Genomic DNA, 17,215 nt, shown 5'->3' with positions numbered 1-17,215 from the left:
CGCCGCTGTGCGGACCCCCGGCCCGCCCGTGTGCGGACCCCTGTCGAGTCGGGGGCGATCACGAGATATCTTGATGTCGAGCAATGTTGCAGACGTGGAGCGGAGCACCCGGTGACTGACTCGACCATCATCTATACGCACACTGACGAGGCCCCGGCCCTGGCGACGTATTCCTTCCTGCCGGTGGTCCAGGCATACGCCTCGCAGGCGGGTGTCGCCGTGCAGACGCGGGACATCTCGCTGGCCGGCCGCATCATCGCGGTGTTCCCGGAGTACCTGACCGAGGACCAGCGCATCCCGGACGCCCTCGCCGAGCTCGGTGAGCTCGCGAAGACGCCCGAGGCCAACATCATCAAGCTGCCGAACATCTCGGCGTCGATCCCGCAGCTGAAGGCGGCCATCGCCGAGCTCCAGGGCCAGGGCTACGCGCTGCCGAACTACCCGGACGACCCGAAGAGCGACGAGGAGCGGGAGATCCAGGCCCGCTACGACAAGATCAAGGGTTCCGCCGTGAACCCCGTCCTGCGTGAGGGCAACTCCGACCGCCGCGCCCCCGCCTCGGTCAAGAACTACGCCAAGACCCACCCGCACCGCATGGGCGCCTGGACCTCCGAGTCCAAGACGAACGTGGCGACGATGGGCGTGGACGACTTCCGCTCCACCGAGAAGTCGGCCGTGATCTCCGAGGCCGGTTCGCTGCGGATCGAACTCAAGGGCGACGACGGTTCCACCACCGTGCTGCGTGAGTCGGTGCCGGTCCTCGCGGGTGAGGTCGTCGACGCCTCCGTGATGCGCGTCGCCGCGCTGCGCGAGTTCCTGACCGCGCAGGTCGCCAGGGCCAAGGCCGAGGGCGTGCTGTTCTCCGTGCACCTCAAGGCCACGATGATGAAGGTCTCCGACCCGATCATCTTCGGCCATGTCGTACGCGCCTTCTTCCCGAAGACGTTCGCTCGGTACGGCGAGCAGCTCGCCGCCGCCGGTCTGACCCCGAACGACGGTCTGGGCGGTATCTACAAGGGTCTGGCGGGCCTGCCCGAGGGCGCCGAGATCAAGGCCTCCTTCGACGCCGAGCTGGCCGAGGGCCCGGCCCTCGCGATGGTCGACTCCGACAAGGGCATCACCAACCTGCATGTGCCGTCCGACGTCATCGTCGACGCCTCCATGCCGGCCATGATCCGCACCTCCGGCCACATGTGGGGCCCGGACGGCCAGGAGGCCGACACCCTCGCGGTGCTGCCGGACTCGTCCTACGCCGGCGTCTACCAGGTCGCGATCGACGACTGCCGCGCCAACGGCGCCTACGACCCGTCGACCATGGGCTCGGTCCCGAACGTCGGCCTCATGGCGCAGAAGGCCGAGGAGTACGGCTCCCACGACAAGACCTTCGAGATCCCGGTGACGGGTACGGTCCGCCTGGTCGACCAGAACGGTGACGTGGTCATCGAGCAGACGGTCTCCGCGGGCGACATCTTCCGCGCCTGCCAGACCAAGGACGCGCCGATCAAGGACTGGGTGAAGCTGGCCGTCACCCGGGCCCGTGCCACCGGCGACCCGGCCGTCTTCTGGCTGGACGAGACCCGCGCGCACGACGCCAACCTGATCGCCAAGGTCAAGGCGTACCTGCCGGAGCACGACACCGAGGGCCTGGACATCCGCATCCTGGCTCCGGTCGAGGCCACCAAGCTGTCGGTGGAGCGCATCCGCCGCGGCGAGAACACGATCTCGGTGACGGGCAACGTCCTGCGCGACTACCTCACCGACCTCTTCCCCATCCTGGAGCTGGGCACCAGCGCCAAGATGCTGTCGGTCGTCCCGCTGATGGCGGGCGGCGGTCTGTTCGAGACGGGCGCCGGCGGCTCCGCACCGAAGCACGTCCAGCAGCTCGTCAAGGAGAACTACCTGCGCTGGGACTCGCTCGGCGAGTTCTTCGCCCTGGTCCCCTCCTTCGAGCAGCTGGCGAAGACCACGGGCAACGCCCGGGCCCAGGTCCTCGCCGACACCCTCGACCGCGCCACGGCGACCTTCCTCAACGAGGACAAGTCCCCGACCCGTCGCGTCGGCGGTATCGACAACCGCGGCAGCCACTTCTACCTGTCCCTGTACTGGGCGCAGGAGCTGGCCAAGCAGACCGACGACGCGGAGCTGGCGAAGGCCTTCGCCCCGCTCGCCGAGACGCTCTCGACGAACGAGCAGAAGATCGTCGAGGAGCTGAACGCGGTGCAGGGTTCCCCGGCCGAGATCGGCGGCTACTACCAGCCGGACCCGGCGAAGGCGGCGGCGGTCATGCGCCCGTCGGCCACCTGGAACGAGACGCTGGCGTCCCTGAGCTGATGCCTTGAGCTCATCCGGAGGGCCGGCACCGACCTGGTGCCGGCCCTCCGGCTTTTCCGGACGATCTCGTTCAGCCCTGCGCGGCCGTCGATCATGCTTACGATCACTCCCGCGGCCACGGGAGACACCCGTACGGCCACTCAGGGAGGGGAACCATGTCCAGCCTGTCCAGACGATCCCTGCTCGGCTATTCCGGTACGACCGCGGCGGGGGCGGTGCTCGGCAGCGCGGCGTCAGCACAGCCGGCCCAGGCGGCGGAGGCCGGCGCGGAGGCCACGGCGACCGAGTTCGAGCCCGGCACGTTCTTCAAGGGAAGTTCTTCCATGGAGATCAACGACAACCCCGCGGAAGTGCGCATCGAGTTCCGCGTCTCGACGTCCGAGGCACCGGAGTCGTACTCCATCGCCCCGCTGGAGATCGCCCAGTTCCTCAACGAGCTGGCCGTGTCCCGGGGTTGGCCGCCGGTCACCTTCTACGGCACTCCCCTGCCGGCTCCGCTGAACTGACGTAGCCAGAAGGCGGCGTGCGCCGGACACCGGACCGGCGCACGCACCGGCCTGTCGTGGCCGTTCGAGTGACAGTGATCGTGGGGGTGTGCATGGTGACGGGCGATGGGGCGTCTGTGGAGTTTGTCCGGCGTTTGGAGGGCATCGCGCGGGAGCACGGCATCGACTTGGGCGAGCTGCGGGCGGTGTCCGGACCGGACGCCGGGGCCGAGACGCCTGCCGAGCGCGGGACTGTGCTCGTGTTCCCGCGCGCGGTGGACAACTTCCATGTGCGGATTCAGCTCCGGCGCACGTTCGCCCTGTCGGAAGGCTGGACGGACGATCTCGTCACCGTGATGGGAGTGGTGGGTCTGTGGCGCCAGGGCTGCCGACTGCGGGAGTTGCACGATCGGTTCCCGTTCATGAGCTGGAGCGAACTCGCGCAGGGCTTCGAGGACGGGGACCCCGTCCCCGCGAAGTGGCGCGAACTGCTGTCCAGCGACTGGCACTCGGCCGATCGCCCGCTCCTCCGGGCCGCCCACGACCACCCTGAACTGCGGAGGTTCTACCCGGACATCAGCCACCACAGCCTGATGCTCAGCGGAAATCCGTTCGAACACGACCTGGAGTCCGGCCTTGCGAAGATCACCCCACTGTCGGAGGACGAGGACCACTACCGAGTGAGCGTGCTGCCGACCGGAGTCCTGCGTGAAGTCGCCTCACTGACCGAGGCACTCGAGGTCGCGGCGGCGGGCTTCCGATCCCTCGAAGGCGCCTGACCCACCGCTGGGCGGCGCGCCGATAATCGCTTGCGCGCCGCGCCTTTGATCATCATCGTGAGCAGGGTGACTGACGTACCCGAGCGGTGGACCCAGGCCAGCGTGTACCCCGATATGTGGGCGGACCCCGACAAGGACCCCCGCGAGAACGAGGGCCCTGGTCCGGACGGCGAGTTGGAGACGTACCGGAGCGTCCTGCGGGACTTCCGGCTGACCCTGGAGATGAAGTGCCAGGGGCTGGATCCGGAGCAGCTGGCGCGCCGCTCGGTGCCGCCGTCGACCATGTCGCTGCTCGGTCTGGTCCGCCATCTCGCCGAGGTCGAGCGGGACTGGCGGAACTGGATCGTGCCGGGCGAGCCGGAACCGAAGCTGTACGGGGTCCGTGACGCCGACTTCGACGACGTCGCCGCGGAACAGGCACTGGTCGACAGCGCGTTCGCCGACCTCCACCGGGAACAGGCGGCGACGGACGCCGTGCTGGCCGGGTATCCGGATCCGGGTACCCGGGTGGGCAAGGACGAGAACTCCATCCGTGAGCTGTGGGTCCACCGCATCGAGGAGTACGCCCGGCACTGCGGACACGCCGACCTGTTGCGCGAGTGCGTCGACGGCCGGGTGGGGCAGTAGAACCGACCGATGAACTTCACTGTCACCCCCGGTGCCGACCACTCCCCCGTGATCCTTCATGTCCCGCACTCCGCACGGGAGATACCCGCCGACGTACGCACCGGCATCGTGCTGGAGGACGCGGCCCTCACCCGGGAGCTCGATCACATCACCGACTCGCACACCGAGCGGATCGCCGGTGCGGCAGCGGCGGCTTGTGCTCGCACACCCTGGGTGTTCGCCAACCGGCTGTCCCGGCTCGTCGTCGACCCCGAGCGGTTCCCCGACGAGCGGGAGGAGATGCTCGCCGTCGGCATGGGCGCCGTATACACGCGGACGACGCACAAGGACGTGCTGCGGGAGGCGGACGGCGATCCCGAGCCGCTGCTCGCGCGGTACTTCCGGCCCTACGCACAGGCCATGACCGACGCCGTCGCGGGGCGGCTCGCGGCCACCGGGCGGGCCGTGATCGTGGATGTGCACTCCTATCCGAGCCGGGCCCTGCCCTATGAGCTGCACGGCGAGGGGCCGCGGCCGCCCGTCTGCCTCGGTACCGACTCCTTTCACACGCCTCCGGGGCTGCTCGCCGCGGCCCGCGAGGCCTTCGAGGAGTGCGGGGACGTCGGGCTCGACAGCCCGTTCAGCGGGACGTACGTGCCGCTGGAGTTCTACGGGAGCGATCCGCGGGTCAGTGCGCTGATGGTGGAGATCCGGCGGGACACGTACATGACCGAGCCGGGCGGGCCCGCCGGGCCGGGGCTCAACCGGCTCGCCTCGGCGCTCGCGCGGCTGGTCGACGCTCTGCCCGGGTGACCACCGGCTGGAGCACTCCCGGGCGACAGCGGGGCGGGGGGGTGAGGGTGGTGGCATGACTGAGGAGACCACCACGCTCACCGGCCAGGCCCCGCCCCCGGTCCGGGACTGGCCCGCGCTGGACCTCGACGGCACCGACTTCGCACAGCACCGGCGACGATGTGTACTCGCTGCTCGGGGCCGCCGTGCAGCGCGGTGACATCAGCGAGACCGAGGCCGTCGGACTCGCCGGACCGTTGCAGATCGGCGGCGAGGCCGTCACCCACAACTGCGGGCAGATGCTGTATCTGCTGCTCACCCGCCCCGAGCTGCTGGAGCGGCTGCCGGGACTGCGGCTCGCGGTGCCACCCGACCAGGTGGTGTGGCGCCGTAGGACCATGATCCGCGGCCCGCAGTCCCTGCCCTGCGCCTGGTGACCAGACCCTAGGCGCGTAGCCACTCCGTGACGACCACCTCCCCGCCGGTCCGCAGCCGTAGCGCGAACGGGCCGGTGGGTGGGGAGTCGCTGGCGAAGCGGCCCATGGCGTCCGCCGTGAGGGGCGCCGCCGACTGGGGGCCGCTGAGCACCTCGATCCGGGCCGGCTGGGGCGGCAGCACCTGCCCCATCAGGCCCTGACCTGTTACCTCGACGTCGACGGTGACCTCGCCCGCGCGGAAGGTCAGCATCCGCGGCACGTCCGTGGCTCCCCTTACGGGGATGGCGTCGACCACCGAGTCGAAGGTCAGCTCGGCGATACGGGCGTCGAGGTCATGCAGGGCGTAGGCGTCGACGGCGATCCGGCTCAGTTCCGCCGGGACCGGGTCCAGGATGGCGGCGGCCCGCCGGAGTTCCTCCTCCAGCAGCGCGCCGTCGAAGCCGTCCTCGTCGAATGCGTCGAGCTCATGGTTCATGTCGTCGTCGTTCACAGCGCTCCCCGTGCGTCGAGTCGTGCCCTCAGGCGGCGCAGACAGCGCTGGCGCAGTGGCCCGATGCTCCCCACGGCGATGCCCAGTGCGGCGGACACCTCCTGGTAGCTGGGCGGCGGTGTGGACATCAGCACGCGCAGCAACTGACGGCAGCGGTCCCCGAGTTCCTCGAACTCCTGCCACAACCACCGGACGCGCTCGCTCTGGGCGGCCGCCTCCTCGGAGTCCAGGAGCGACTCCTCGGGCGTACGGTCCTCGCTGACCCGGTCCAGCAGTTGCGGATCGTCGGTCGGCGTGAGCCGCCGCAGGTTCTTCAGGACCTTCAGGCTCTCGTGCCGGGCGGTGCTGGCGAGCCATGACCCGGCCTTGTCCGGTTCGCGGATACGGCCCAGATGCTGGGCGAAGCGGAACCAGACGGTCTGGTACACCTCGTGCGCGTCGGCGTCCGAGAGCCGGTGGGAACGCACCACCGACCACACCAGCGGGCTCAGCCCTTCCACGAGCGCCTTCCAGGCCGCCGCTTCACCGTCGACGGCGGACTGGACGAGCGCGCCGACATCTGCACGATCCACGGCCCCACCCCTCGTGTACGGCAAGTCATCGTACGCCGCGGAGGGGGCGGTTCCGAACCTCATGCCGGAGGAGTGAGCGGCACGACGGGGACCGGGCGCCAGGTGGGCGGGCGCAGCGCCGGCACATGCGCCCCGCGCACCTCCGCGTACTCGGTGTTCCCGGCGAGCAGTTGGGTCCGGGCGACGCGGGGGTCGGTCTCCTTGTGCGCGGCCATGTGCGCGGCGACCATGCCGGCGACCACGGGGGTGGCGAACGAGGTGCCGCTCCAGTGCGCGAACCCCTCGAACATCACCTGGTCCGGCTTGCCGGTGGTGGTCGCGGCCCGCTCCTCGCTCAACAGGCCGGTGTGCCGCGGCGACTGGCAGGTGCACATGTAGGCGAAGCCGTACCGGCAGGAGTCGTAGGTGGAGTGCTGGTACACATACGGAACGGGCACGTCGAACCCGGTGAACGAGCTGGTGAGGCGCTCTCCGGGGGCGTAGGCCTTCACCCAGGCGCCGTGGTTGCTGAAGCAGGCGCCGTGCTCGCCGTCGCCGCGCAGCGCGCCGATCGACAGCACGGAGTCGGCGTAGTCGGGGAGGTCGGCGTAGGCCGCGGGCCAGAAGGGTGTGGCGCTGGCGTTGTTGCCTGCGGCGGCGACCAACAGGGTGCGCTGGGCGCGCAGTTCCGTCATGAAGGCGTCGAGGCCGAGCAGTCCGTCGTTACGGCCGTTGGAGGTGCCGGCGGACAGGCTGAGGATGTCCGGCCAACCGCCGCGGTCGACAGCCTCGAAGAGCTTGTCGCCGAACTCCGACTCCAGGATCGCGCCCGCGTCGTTGAGGGTGTTGCGGACGGTGATCTCGGTGTTGGGCGACACGGCCGCGACGAGTCCGGCGATGAACGTGCCGTGTCCGACGTACTGCTGGAGTATGCCGTCGTCGTCGCACTCCTTGATCTGCGCGTCGCCGTCGGTGTGCGCGAGCAGCGGGTAGGAGCGGTAGTCCTTCATCAGTCCGGTGTCGATGACGAGGACGCCGACGGCCGTGTCCGCGTCGTAAAGCCCTTCGGCCGCCGAGGGGTTGGGCGGCTGGGTGAGCGGGGCCGGTACGGGCTCGTCGCCCGGGCAGGCGTTGACGGCGATGGACACCACATGGTTACGGCTGACCAGGCGCCGTCCGGCCCGGCCCTCCGCCGAGCGCAGGGCCCTGAGCGCACCGGCGACGGCCCGGTCACCGCGCCGGTCGCCGTGTCCGGGGTCGCCGACCTGGATCCGGGTGATGCCGGAGCGGTTGGTCTCCGGGCTCGCCCGGCGCACATGGTCGGCGGTCAGGCCGGTGAACGTCGTGAAGTGCTCGCGCACGGCGTCCTCGACGACGCGGGCCTCCTCACCGTCCCTGGCCAGCACGACGCCCTTCTCGTACATGAACTCGGCGGAGTCGTCGGGGCCCATCGCCAGAGGGACGTCGGGCATGGAGCGCTGGATCTGGTCGAACTGTTCGTTGAATCGCTGTGGTGCCATGGCGAGTCCTCCCGCTGGTACGACGGTCTTCAGACAGAGCCGCGGAGCCGTCGATTGATACAGCGCCAAACCTGTGTGGGCGGCAAGAGGGAGCACTACCATCCGTGGAGTGACAGCGGGAAGCGACTCGGTTCTCGAATTGCTGCCGAAGGTGTTCGCGGCTCCTGGTGAGGCTCTGGCCGGGGCGGAAGAGGTGCTCGGCGCCGATCCCTCACCGCTGCACGCCTCCGTCGCCCATCAGGTGATCGGCATCTGGCAGCGGGACTTCGGCGATCTGCGGCTCGCGCTGGCCCATCTGCGGCGGGCCCGCGATCTCGCGGCGCGCGCGGACTCGGCGGACCGGGAGGCGGACGTGCTGGGCACGCTCGGCGTGGCGCTGGTGCACGCGGGCCGCACCCGGCAGGGTCTCGCCGCGTTCGAGCGGGGCGTCGCCCGCGGCACGGGGCACACCCGCGCGCGGGTGCTGTACCGGCGGGCGTACGTCTGGTGGGTGCTGGGGCATCACCGGGAGGCGCTGGAGGACGTACGGCGGGCGATTCCGGTGCTGCGGCAGGCGGACGATGTGATCTGGACGGCGCGGGCGCTGACCCTGCGGGCGACCGTGCATCTGGCGCTCGGCGCGGTGGAGCGGGCGGACGCGGACTTCACGGCGGCCGAGGCGCTGTGGGACACCACAGGCCAGGAGCACGACAAGGCGGACGCCGTGGAGAGCCGGGGCCTTGCCGCGTTCCGGTCGGGCGACATCCCGGCCGCGCTGCGGCTGCTGGACGAGGCCGAGGAGCGGTACGCCAAGCTCGGCACGCCAACGTTCATGCTCGACATCCGGCGCTGCGAGGTGCTGATGGCCGCCGGACTCGCCCCGGAGGCGCTCGCCGAGGCGGACGCGGCGATCGGGGTGCTCGACGAGATCGGCGGGCAGTCCACGCGCAAGGCGGAGCTGCTGCTGGTCGCGGCCCGGGCGGCCCGGCTCGCGGGCGATCCGCACACCGCCATCGCGCGCGCGGCGCTCGCGGTACGGCTGTTCGCCGGGCAGCGGCGCACCTGGTGGGAGACGCATGCCCGGCTGGTGCTGATCGAGGCGCGGCTCCTCACCGGGCGCGCCTCGGGACGGCTGGTCGCGGACGCCGCCGCCGTCGCCGACCGGCTGGCCTCCTTCGGCGCTCCGGCCGCGCCCGAGGCATCCCTGCTCGCGGGCCGGATCGCGCTCGCGCTGGGCTGGCGGGCTGATGCCGAACGGCACTTGGGGACCGCCGCCCGCAGCAGGCACGCGGGGCCGCCGCTGGCGCGGATGACCGGCTGGGCGGCGCAGGCGCTGCGGGCGCGGGCGGCCGGTTCCGGGCGCGGGGTCCTGGAGGCGTGCCGACGCGGCCTGGACGTGCTCGACGACCACCGTACGACGCTGGGCGCCTCCGAGCTCAGGGCCCGGGCCACCGCTCAGGGCGCCGAACTCGCCGCGCTGGCCCAGCGGGTGAGCCTGGACTCCGGGGGGCCGCGGCGGCTGCTGGTGTGGAGCGAGCGCTGGCGGGCCACCGTGCTGAGCGCCCCGCCGACCCGGCCGCCCGCCGATCCCGCGCTGCAGAGTGGACTCACGGCCTTCCGGGAGATCGCGGCCCGCGCGGAGGAAGCCCGCATGGAGGGGCGGCCCGTGCTCGCTCTCGAGCGTGAACAGCGCCGTCTGGAACGGGAGATCCGCTCACGCACCCTGCACATGCGCGGGGAGGAGCCCGGCGACGGCGACCGCTTCGATCCGGCGCGGCTGCTGGCACGGCTCGGCGACGACACCCGGCTCCTGGAACTGGTCGTGGTCGACGGGCGGGTGCAGGTGCTGCTGTGCGGGCAGGGGCGGGTACGGCGGTACGAGGGCGGGCTGCTCGCCGACGCGGAGACCGAGGCCGAGCATGTGCAGGCCGGGTTGCGACGGCTGGCCCACCCGGGTGCCGAGGGGCGGCTGCCGGTGCTGGAGGCGTCGGGCCGACGGCTTGAGGAGCTGCTGCTGGGCCCGGCGGCGGAGCATCTGGGCACCGGCCCTGTCGTGGTCGTACCGCCCGGTCGGCTGCACCGGGTGCCGTGGGCGCTGCTGCCGTCGCTGCGGGAGCGGGTGGTCAGCGTGTCGCCGTCGGCGAGCAGTTGGCTGCGCGCCCGGGAGACCGAGCCGCCGCCGGGGGGCCGCCAGGTGCTGGTGCGCGGCCCCGGTCTTGCCACCGGTGGCGCGGAGGTGCCCGAACTGGCCGGACGGTACGGCACGCCGACGCTGCTGGAGGACGACGACGCGAGCGTGCCGCGCGTGTTGGAGGAGCTGGACGGGGCGGCGCTGGCGCACATCGCAGCGCATGGCACCTTCCGGGCGGACAGCCCGCTGTTCTCCGCACTGCGGATGGCCGACGGCCCGCTGATCGTGCACGACTTCGAACGCCTCGACCGCAGCCCGTACCGCATCATCCTCTCCTGCTGCGACACGGCCCGCTTCGCCTCGGTGGGCGCCGACGAACTCCTCGGTCTGGTCACGGCGTTGCTCCCGCTGGGCACGGCGGGGGTGGTGGCGTGCACCGCCCCCGTCAACGACGCCGCGGTGGTGCCGCTGATGGTCGCGCTGCACAAGGGGCTGACCGCGGGGCTGTCCTTGGCAGAGGCACTGCGTGACGCGCGCGGGGCGTTGCCGGGGGATGCGGTGCATCAGGCTACGGGGTGGGCGTTCTCGGCGTTCGGGGCGGCTTGAGGGCGCGGCCTGACTCCCTCGGATCTCACGCCGGTTGCGCGTCCGGCAGTTCCACCAGCCATGGCAGGGCGCCCCGGTCGCTCGCGCCGAGGCGGGCGTACGCGCTGTAGAGGTGGTTGCCGACCGTGCGGACGGACAGGGTGAGGCGTTCGGCGATCTGGCGGTTGCTGAGGCCTGCGGCGGCCAGGGTGACGATCTGGCGTTGGCGGGCGGTGAGTTCGCCGAGGACCAGGCCGGACAGGGCGGGGGTGCGGGCGCCCTGGCAGCGGCGGGCGAGGGCGACGGCACGGGTGCGGGAGGTCCGGGCGGCCCGGGGGTCGCGGTGGGCCCGTACGGCCTGGGCGTGCGCCTCGGCCGCGTACAGCAGCAGCCCGCGCTCCTGGAGCGCCTCGGCGGCCCGGTCCAGCGCGGGGCCGTCGCCGCGGGCGAGCGCGTCGGCGTGCTGGGCGAAGACGCCGTCGAGCCGTCCGGCGGCGCGTTCGGGAGCGCCGAGGCGTACGGCGTCGTACGGCTCCACACTTGCCAGGGCGGCGTCGATGTCACCGCGCGCGACGGCGGGCCAGCCGTTCCTGACGTCGTCGGCCACGGCCGTCACCTCGCCCGACTGCGCCGCCGCCAGGGCGAGTTCATCGCGGCAGAACCGGTCCTCCGGCGCATCCCGCAGGCCCTCCCTGGCCCACGCCTCCGCCTCCCGCAACCGCCCGCCGATCCGTGCGAACCGGGCGCGTACGGCCGCGTACCCGGCCGGGACCCGCGCCCCTTCGTCCACCAGCCACTCCCCCACGGGCGCCGACACCGCCCGTACGTCGGCCAGTCGGACACTGCGTGCCAGTACGGCCGCCTCGGCGTCGAGGGCCGCCGCGCACTGGTCCGGGGTGCGGGCCAGGCGCCTCGCCCGGAGCCGGCCGGCCGCGGCCCGCAGCACCGGGCCGTGCAGGGGGTGGGCGAGGCGGACGGCGCCCTGGTCGTCGATGCGGATCAGGCCGTCGGCTTCCAGGCGTTCGAGGGCCCACAGGTCGAAGAGGTCCATGTGCGGGGCGAGGGGTTCGCCGAAGGCCAGGCGTTCAAGGGTCTCGCCCTCCTCGGGGTGGGCGCGGTCCAGGACGTGCGCGGTGCGCTCGCGTACGGTCGCCGTCAGCGGCAGCGGGCCCCGCCAGGCCCAGGTGTCCGCGTCCGGGACCCGGGTGAGCAGTCCGCGCTCGCGCACCGCGCCCAACAGGTCGCGCAGCAGCCGTAGATCACCTTGGCACAGGCGGTGCAGCCGGTTCACGGTGAGCGGATCGAGGCCGCCGCCGAGCAGGTGTGCCGTCGCCTCCTGGGGCAGCGGGTCCAGGGTGAGGCGGGGCAGCAGTTCGCCGGTCCACAGGCGGGAGATCGCGCCGGGCGCGGGGACGCCGTCGGTGGCGACGACCAGGAGCCGGGTGCGGCCCTGTACGGCCAGCTGATGGACGAGTGCGGCGGAGGCGTCGTCGAGGAGGTGTGCGTCGTCGACGAGCAACAGCCGTACGGAGGAGAGAAGTTGCACGGCCCGGTGCAGGGTGACCTCTTCGGGCAGCAGGTGCGCGAAGGCGGCGAAGGGGATGGTGCGGGCCTCGGGCGTGCCGGCCACCTTGGCGCAGTCGGTGCCACGGGTGGCCTCGGTGACGAGCCGGGTCTTGCCGCAGCCCGCGGGTCCGGTCACCACGATGCCGTGCCGGCCGGCGGACAGGGACCGGCGGATCAACTCGACTTCGCTGTCCCGTCCGCTGAACGGCCAGGGCAGTTCAAGGGTCTTCGCATCCCGTTCGAATGTCATCACATCTACATGAGCGCGGTTACTCACACTTGATACACGGGGACTTGAGTAGCCCCCGACTCAGGCGCGGGGCGGGCCGCCACGGCAACCTTGCCGCATGACCGCTCGCTACTGCTCCCTCGCGCAGCAGTCGGCCCCCCTTCTGGCACCGGGGCTGACCGCCGAGCGGCAGCGCGCGCTCATCGGCGGCCGCCGGATGTGGGCCAACCACACGGTCCTGCACTACTACTTCTTCGACGGCGACAGCGACGCGTCCGTGATTCCCGTACCGGGGACCGGGGGGTCCCGGCGGGTGTCGTGGGTCGGCTCGAAGGAGCAGCAGGACGTGGTGCGCGAGTGCTTCCAGGAGTGGCAGGGCCTTGGCATCGGGGTGTTGTTCGCCGAGGTCTCGGACCGCTCGGAGGCCGAGTTGCGGATCGGGTTCCAGCTGGGTGACGGTTCGTGGTCGACCGTGGGCAAGGACGCGCTCCAGGTCGGTCTGAACGAACGCACCATGAACTTCGGCTGGGACCTGACCGTGCCTTCGGAGCGCGGGACGGCCCTGCACGAGATCGGGCACGCGCTCGGCATGCTGCACGAGCATCAGAGCCCGTTCGCCGGCATCCACTGGGACGACGAGGCCGTGTTCGCGGACCTCGCGGGCCCGCCGAACTTCTGGAGCCGGGAGACGACGTTCTTCAACATCCTGCGCAAGCTGGACCCGGACGAGGTCAACGGCACCGTCTGGGACCCGCAGTCGATCATGGAGTACCCCTTCGAGGCGGGGCTCATCCTGGAGCCCGAGCAGTTCCGCGCGGGTCTGAACCCGCCCGGCGCGCTCTCCCCCGCCGACAAGGAGTACGTCCTGCGCTGGTACCCGCCGGCCGGTCCGCCGCGGCCGCCCGCGCTGGTGCCGTTCCACTCGGCACCGATCGGTCTCGGCCCGGGTGAGCAGGCCGACTTCGCCGTCGAGCCGCCGGAGACCCGTGAGTACACGGTGGCCACCTTCGGCGACAGCGACACCGTCGTGGTCGTCTTCGAGGAACGGGACGGCGAACCCCGCTACCTCACCGGCCAGGACGACGGGGGCACGCCTGGCAACGCCACGATCAAGGCCCATCTCGTCAAGGGCCGCCGCTACTTCGTCCGTGTGCGCCTGTACTCCACCTGGGGATCGGGGGAAACCGCGGTGATGTGCTGGTAACGGCACGGGTACAGCCGCACGCGGGCGGACGGACCACCAGTCCGGCGCCGGGGGAGTGGCCGGGATCGTCACCTTCGGGGGAGGGGGACGATCCCGGCCGCGTTTGCGTTCTGCGAGGTTATCGACCGATGCGGCAACTCACTTTCATCAAACCTTACTTCACCTCTTGACGCAAGTGGTCCATACCTTTAGGTTCCGTGGGCATGCCAAGATCCCACCCCCCGGCCGTCTCCCTCGCTGTCCTCTCCCTGTCCGCCGGTCTGCTCAGCGCCCTCCCCACGCCCGCGAACGCCGCGGCCGAGGCGCTGCCCACCGGATTCGCCACCGTCATGAACGCCGCGAGCGGCAGATGCCTTGACGCCCGTGCGGCCGGTACCGCCAACGGCACCGTCGTCCAGCAGTACTCCTGCAACGGCAGCACCGCCCAGCGGTGGAGCCTCACCGCGACCAGTGACGGCTACGTCCGGATCAACAACGCCAACAGCACCAACCAGGTCGTGGACGTCGCGGACGTGTCCACGGCCGACAACGCGCCCGTCCATCTGTGGACCTACGGCGGCGGCGCCAACCAGCAGTGGCTGCCGGTCGACGAGGGCGGCGGCGCCTATCACTTCGTCAATCGGCACAGCGGCAAGTGCCTGGACGACCCGGGCGCATCGACCGCCGACAGCGTCCAGTTCGTGCAGTACACCTGCAACGGCAGCGCGGCCCAGCGGTTCCAGGTGGTGCCGGTGACCCAGTCGACGGCCAATCCGGACCTCGGTCCGAACGTCGCCGTCTTCGACCCCTCGATGTCGTCCTCGACGATCCAGTCCCGGCTGAACACGATCTTCCAGCAGCAGGAGACCAATCAGTTCGGCTCCCAGCGCCACGCCGTGCTGTTCAAGCCGGGCGCCTACAGCGCGGACGTCAACGTCGGCTTCTACACCCAGGTCGCGGGCCTCGGCCTGTCCCCCGACGCGGTCACCATCAACGGCGCGGTGCACGCCGAGGCCGACTGGTTCCCGCCGCAGAACGCCACCCAGAACTTCTGGCGCGGCGCCGAGAACCTCTCGGTCAACCCGACGAACGGCAGGGACCGTTGGGCGGTCTCCCAGGCGGCGCCGTACCGCCGGATGCATCTGCGCGGCAACCTCGCCCTGGACGACGGCGGCTGGTCCAGCGGCGGCCTCCTCGCCGACAGCAAGATCGACGGACAGGTCAACTCCGGTACCCAGCAGCAGTGGCTGACCCGCAACTCCCAGCTCGGCAGCTGGACCGGCTCCAACTGGAACATGGTCTTCGTCGGCAGCCAGGGCGTCCCGGGCACCAGCTTCCCCAACCCGCCGTACACGACGGTCGCGCAGAGTCCGGTCACCCGCGAAAAGCCGTTCCTGTACGTCGACGGCGACGGCGCCTACAAGGTGTTCGTGCCGTCGCTTCGCTCCAACTCCACGGCGACCAGCTGGGCGAACGGCTCCCCGTCCGGAAGCTCGCTGTCCCTGGACTCCTTCTACGTCGTCAAGCCGGGCGCGACCGCGGCGGACATCAACGCGGCGCTGGCGGCAGGCAAGAACCTCCTGGTCACCCCGGGCGTGTACCACCTCAACCAGACGCTGCAGGTCAACCGCGCCGACACCGTTGTCCTCGGGCTCGGCCTCGCCACGTTCATCCCGGACAACGGCATCACCGCCATGAAGGTCGCCGACGTCGACGGAGTGAAGGTCGCGGGCATCCTCTTCGACGCGGGCACCACCAACTCGCCCACCCTGATGGAGGTCGGCCCGGCGAACGCGTCCGCCTCGCACGCCGCCAACCCGACGTCCCTGCACGACGTGTACTTCCGCGTCGGCGGCGCCGCCGTCGGCAAGGCGACCACCAGCCTCGTCGTCAACAGCGACCACGTCATCGGCGACCACACCTGGATCTGGCGCGGCGATCACGGCTCCGGCATCGGGTGGACCAGCAACACCGGGGACACCGGCCTGATCGTCAACGGTGACAACGTCACCATGTACGGCCTGTTCGTCGAGCACTACCAGAAGTACCAGACCATCTGGAACGGCAACGGCGGCCGGACGTACTTCTACCAGAACGAGATGCCGTACGACCCGCCCAACCAGGCCGCCTGGATGAACGGCTCCACCCAGGGCTACGCCGCCTACAAGGTCGCCGACTCGGTCACGACCCACCAGGCCTACGGCCTCGGCAGCTACTGCTACTTCAACGTCAACCCTAGCGTCACCGCCGAGCGCGCCTTCGAGGCTCCGAACAACGCGGGCGTCCGCTTCACCAGCATGGTGACGGTCTCCCTCGGCGGCACCGGCACCATCCGGCATGTCATCAACGACCGCGGCGGACCGTCCAACTCCACCACCAACGTGGCCAACCTCAGCAACTACCCGTAGAAGGAGCCTCGTTCCTCATGTCCACCCCCCGCGTCATAGGACGGAGCACGGTTCTCGCCGTGCTCGCCGCCCTCCTCGCCGCACTGTTCACCGCGACTCCCGCACAGGCCGCCTCCGGGGCGATCACCGGCCTCGCCGGCAAGTGCGTCGACGTGGCCGGCGCGAGCAGCGCCAACGGCACCGCCGTACAGCTCTACGACTGCAATGGTTCCGGCGCCCAGATCTGGTCCAACTCCGGTGACGGGACCCTGCGCGCGCTCGGCAAGTGTCTGGACGTCGTCGACCGCAGCACCGCGGACGGCGCCGCGGTCCAGCTGTGGGACTGCTCCGGCGGTGCCAACCAGCAATGGGTGGTCACCTCGGCGCGGGACATCGTGAACCCGGCCGCGAACAAGTGCCTGGACGTCCGTGACAACAGCAGCGCCAACGGCACCCGGCTGCAGATCTGGACCTGTTCCGGCGGCGCGAACCAGAAGTGGACCGCGCCCGCGAGCGGAGGCGGCACCAACCCGTCCGGGTTCGTGGTCACCGAGGCCCAGTTCAACCAGATGTTCCCGAACCGGAATTCCTTCTACACCTACAGCGGGCTCACCGCGGCGCTCAGCGCGTACCCCGGATTCGCCAACACCGGCAGCGACACCGTGAAGAAGCAGGAGGCCGCCGCCTTCCTCGCCAACGTCAACCACGAGACCGGCGGTCTGGTCCACATCGTCGAGCAGAACACCGCGAACTACCCCAACTACTGCGACTGGAGCCAGTGGTACGGCTGCCCGGCCGGCCAAGCCGCCTACTACGGGCGTGGCCCCATCCAGCTGTCCTGGAACTTCAACTACAAGGCGGCCGGGGACGCGCTCGGCATCGACCTGCTCAACAACCCCTGGCTGGTGCAGAACGACGCCTCCGTCGCCTGGAAGACCGGCCTGTGGTACTGGAACACCCAGACCGGCCCCGGCACCATGACCCCGCACAACGCCATGGTCAACCAGGCCGGCTTCGGCCAGACCATCCGCTCCATCAACGGCTCCCTGGAGTGCGACGGCAGGAACCCGGCGCAGGTCCAGAGCCGAGTCGACGCGTACAACCGGTTCACCTCGATCCTCGGCGTCTCGCCGGGCGGCAACCTCTACTGCTGAACCGGGTGAC

14 protein-coding genes and 1 pseudogene are annotated in these 17,215 nt (G+C 71.1%); 11 read left to right on the top strand and 4 right to left on the bottom strand.

All coding sequences use genetic code 11. The features are described 5' to 3' along the window. The first annotated feature begins 111 nt into the window (after positions 1-111). The 7 genes and pseudogenes from OHT76_RS37215 to OHT76_RS37185 all read left to right on the top strand — a co-directional run. Complete coding sequence (locus OHT76_RS37215; protein WP_328875270.1) at positions 112-2,331, top strand: NADP-dependent isocitrate dehydrogenase; 2,220 nt, start codon at positions 112-114, stop codon at positions 2,329-2,331. A gap of 155 nt (positions 2,332-2,486) precedes the next feature. Further along, complete coding sequence (locus tag OHT76_RS37210) at positions 2,487-2,837, top strand: twin-arginine translocation signal domain-containing protein (protein ID WP_328875269.1); 351 nt, start codon at positions 2,487-2,489, stop codon at positions 2,835-2,837. Between the two features lie 116 nt (positions 2,838-2,953). Then, positions 2,954-3,595 (top strand): DUF6193 family natural product biosynthesis protein, encoded by a 642-nt coding sequence (locus OHT76_RS37205; protein WP_328875268.1) that lies wholly within the window; start codon positions 2,954-2,956, stop codon positions 3,593-3,595. 66 nt (positions 3,596-3,661) lie between these two features. Continuing rightward, positions 3,662-4,222: a DinB family protein gene (locus OHT76_RS37200; protein WP_443049882.1), complete on the top strand. Its 561-nt coding sequence runs from the start codon at positions 3,662-3,664 to the stop codon at positions 4,220-4,222. A 9-nt stretch (positions 4,223-4,231) separates the two neighbouring features. Next, entirely contained in the window at positions 4,232-5,014 is a 783-nt protein-coding gene (locus OHT76_RS37195) for an N-formylglutamate amidohydrolase (protein WP_328875266.1), read from the top strand. 55 nt (positions 5,015-5,069) lie between these two features. Continuing rightward, entirely contained in the window at positions 5,070-5,213 is a 144-nt protein-coding gene (locus OHT76_RS37190) for a hypothetical protein (RefSeq protein ID WP_328875265.1), read from the top strand. Continuing rightward, a pseudogene (locus OHT76_RS37185) lies at positions 5,161-5,430 on the top strand (hypothetical protein); the annotation flags it as partial. The gene OHT76_RS37190 and the pseudogene OHT76_RS37185, both read left to right, overlap by 53 nt. 7 nt (positions 5,431-5,437) lie before the next feature. Here OHT76_RS37185 and OHT76_RS37180 read toward each other — a convergent pair. The 3 genes from OHT76_RS37180 to OHT76_RS37170 are packed head-to-tail and all read right to left on the bottom strand — an operon-like array spanning position 5,438 to position 7,991. After that, positions 5,438-5,905: a hypothetical protein gene (locus OHT76_RS37180; protein ID WP_328876718.1), complete on the bottom strand. Its 468-nt coding sequence runs from the start codon at positions 5,903-5,905 to the stop codon at positions 5,438-5,440. 11 nt (positions 5,906-5,916) lie between these two features. Further along, a complete protein-coding gene (locus OHT76_RS37175) occupies positions 5,917-6,492 on the bottom strand; it encodes an RNA polymerase sigma factor (RefSeq protein ID WP_328875264.1) in 576 nt (191 codons plus the stop codon). Between the two features lie 59 nt (positions 6,493-6,551). Then, positions 6,552-7,991 (bottom strand): S8/S53 family peptidase, encoded by a 1,440-nt coding sequence (locus tag OHT76_RS37170; RefSeq protein ID WP_328875263.1) that lies wholly within the window; start codon positions 7,989-7,991, stop codon positions 6,552-6,554. A 109-nt stretch (positions 7,992-8,100) separates the two neighbouring features. Between OHT76_RS37170 and OHT76_RS37165 the strand changes: the two genes are divergently transcribed. Further along, positions 8,101-10,707, top strand: coding sequence for a CHAT domain-containing protein (locus OHT76_RS37165; RefSeq protein WP_328875262.1), 2,607 nt, complete (start codon positions 8,101-8,103; stop codon positions 10,705-10,707). Between the two features lie 25 nt (positions 10,708-10,732). Here the strand turns inward: OHT76_RS37165 and OHT76_RS37160 are convergent, their stop codons facing one another. Then, positions 10,733-12,502, bottom strand: coding sequence for a LuxR family transcriptional regulator AbsR2 (locus OHT76_RS37160; RefSeq protein WP_328875261.1), 1,770 nt, complete (start codon positions 12,500-12,502; stop codon positions 10,733-10,735). A 97-nt stretch (positions 12,503-12,599) separates the two neighbouring features. Between OHT76_RS37160 and absR1 the strand changes: the two genes are divergently transcribed. The 3 genes from absR1 (at position 12,600) to OHT76_RS37145 (ending at position 17,205) form a co-directional block, all read left to right on the top strand. Beyond that, on the top strand, positions 12,600-13,685 hold the full coding sequence (gene absR1, locus OHT76_RS37155; protein WP_328875260.1) for a beta-glucuronidase AbsR1: 1,086 nt from the start codon (positions 12,600-12,602) through the stop codon (positions 13,683-13,685). A gap of 203 nt (positions 13,686-13,888) precedes the next feature. Next, entirely contained in the window at positions 13,889-16,072 is a 2,184-nt protein-coding gene (locus OHT76_RS37150; protein ID WP_328875259.1) for an RICIN domain-containing protein, read from the top strand. Positions 16,073-16,089: 17 nt separating this feature from the next. After that, positions 16,090-17,205 carry a glycoside hydrolase family 19 protein gene (locus OHT76_RS37145; protein ID WP_328875258.1) on the top strand — a complete coding sequence of 372 codons (1,116 nt, stop codon included), beginning with the start codon at positions 16,090-16,092 and terminating at the stop codon, positions 17,203-17,205. Positions 17,206-17,215 lie beyond the last annotated feature (10 nt).

It is taken from the genome of Streptomyces sp. NBC_00287 (assembly GCF_036173105.1).
In the GTDB taxonomy this organism is placed as follows: Bacteria; Actinomycetota; Actinomycetes; order Streptomycetales; family Streptomycetaceae; genus Streptomyces.
The sequence above is the reverse complement of the archived record's forward strand: the minus strand, read 5'-3'. Positions and strand labels throughout refer to the sequence as shown.

Excerpts from the sequence above, each read along its gene's own strand:
- OHT76_RS37210 (WP_328875269.1), top strand. The coding sequence starts at position 2,487 with ATGTCCAGCCTGTCCAGACGATCCCTGCTCGGCTATTCCGGTACGACC.
- OHT76_RS37195 (WP_328875266.1), top strand. The coding sequence starts at position 4,232 with ATGAACTTCACTGTCACCCCCGGTGCCGACCACTCCCCCGTGATCCTT.
- OHT76_RS37190 (WP_328875265.1), top strand. The coding sequence starts at position 5,070 with ATGACTGAGGAGACCACCACGCTCACCGGCCAGGCCCCGCCCCCGGTC.
- OHT76_RS37180 (WP_328876718.1), bottom strand. The coding sequence starts at position 5,905 with ATGAACCATGAGCTCGACGCATTCGACGAGGACGGCTTCGACGGCGCG.
- OHT76_RS37170 (WP_328875263.1), bottom strand. The coding sequence starts at position 7,991 with ATGGCACCACAGCGATTCAACGAACAGTTCGACCAGATCCAGCGCTCC.
- OHT76_RS37160 (WP_328875261.1), bottom strand. The coding sequence starts at position 12,502 with ATGACATTCGAACGGGATGCGAAGACCCTTGAACTGCCCTGGCCGTTC.
- absR1 (WP_328875260.1), top strand. The coding sequence starts at position 12,600 with ATGACCGCTCGCTACTGCTCCCTCGCGCAGCAGTCGGCCCCCCTTCTG.
- OHT76_RS37150 (WP_328875259.1), top strand. The coding sequence starts at position 13,889 with ATGCCAAGATCCCACCCCCCGGCCGTCTCCCTCGCTGTCCTCTCCCTG.
- OHT76_RS37145 (WP_328875258.1), top strand. The coding sequence starts at position 16,090 with ATGTCCACCCCCCGCGTCATAGGACGGAGCACGGTTCTCGCCGTGCTC.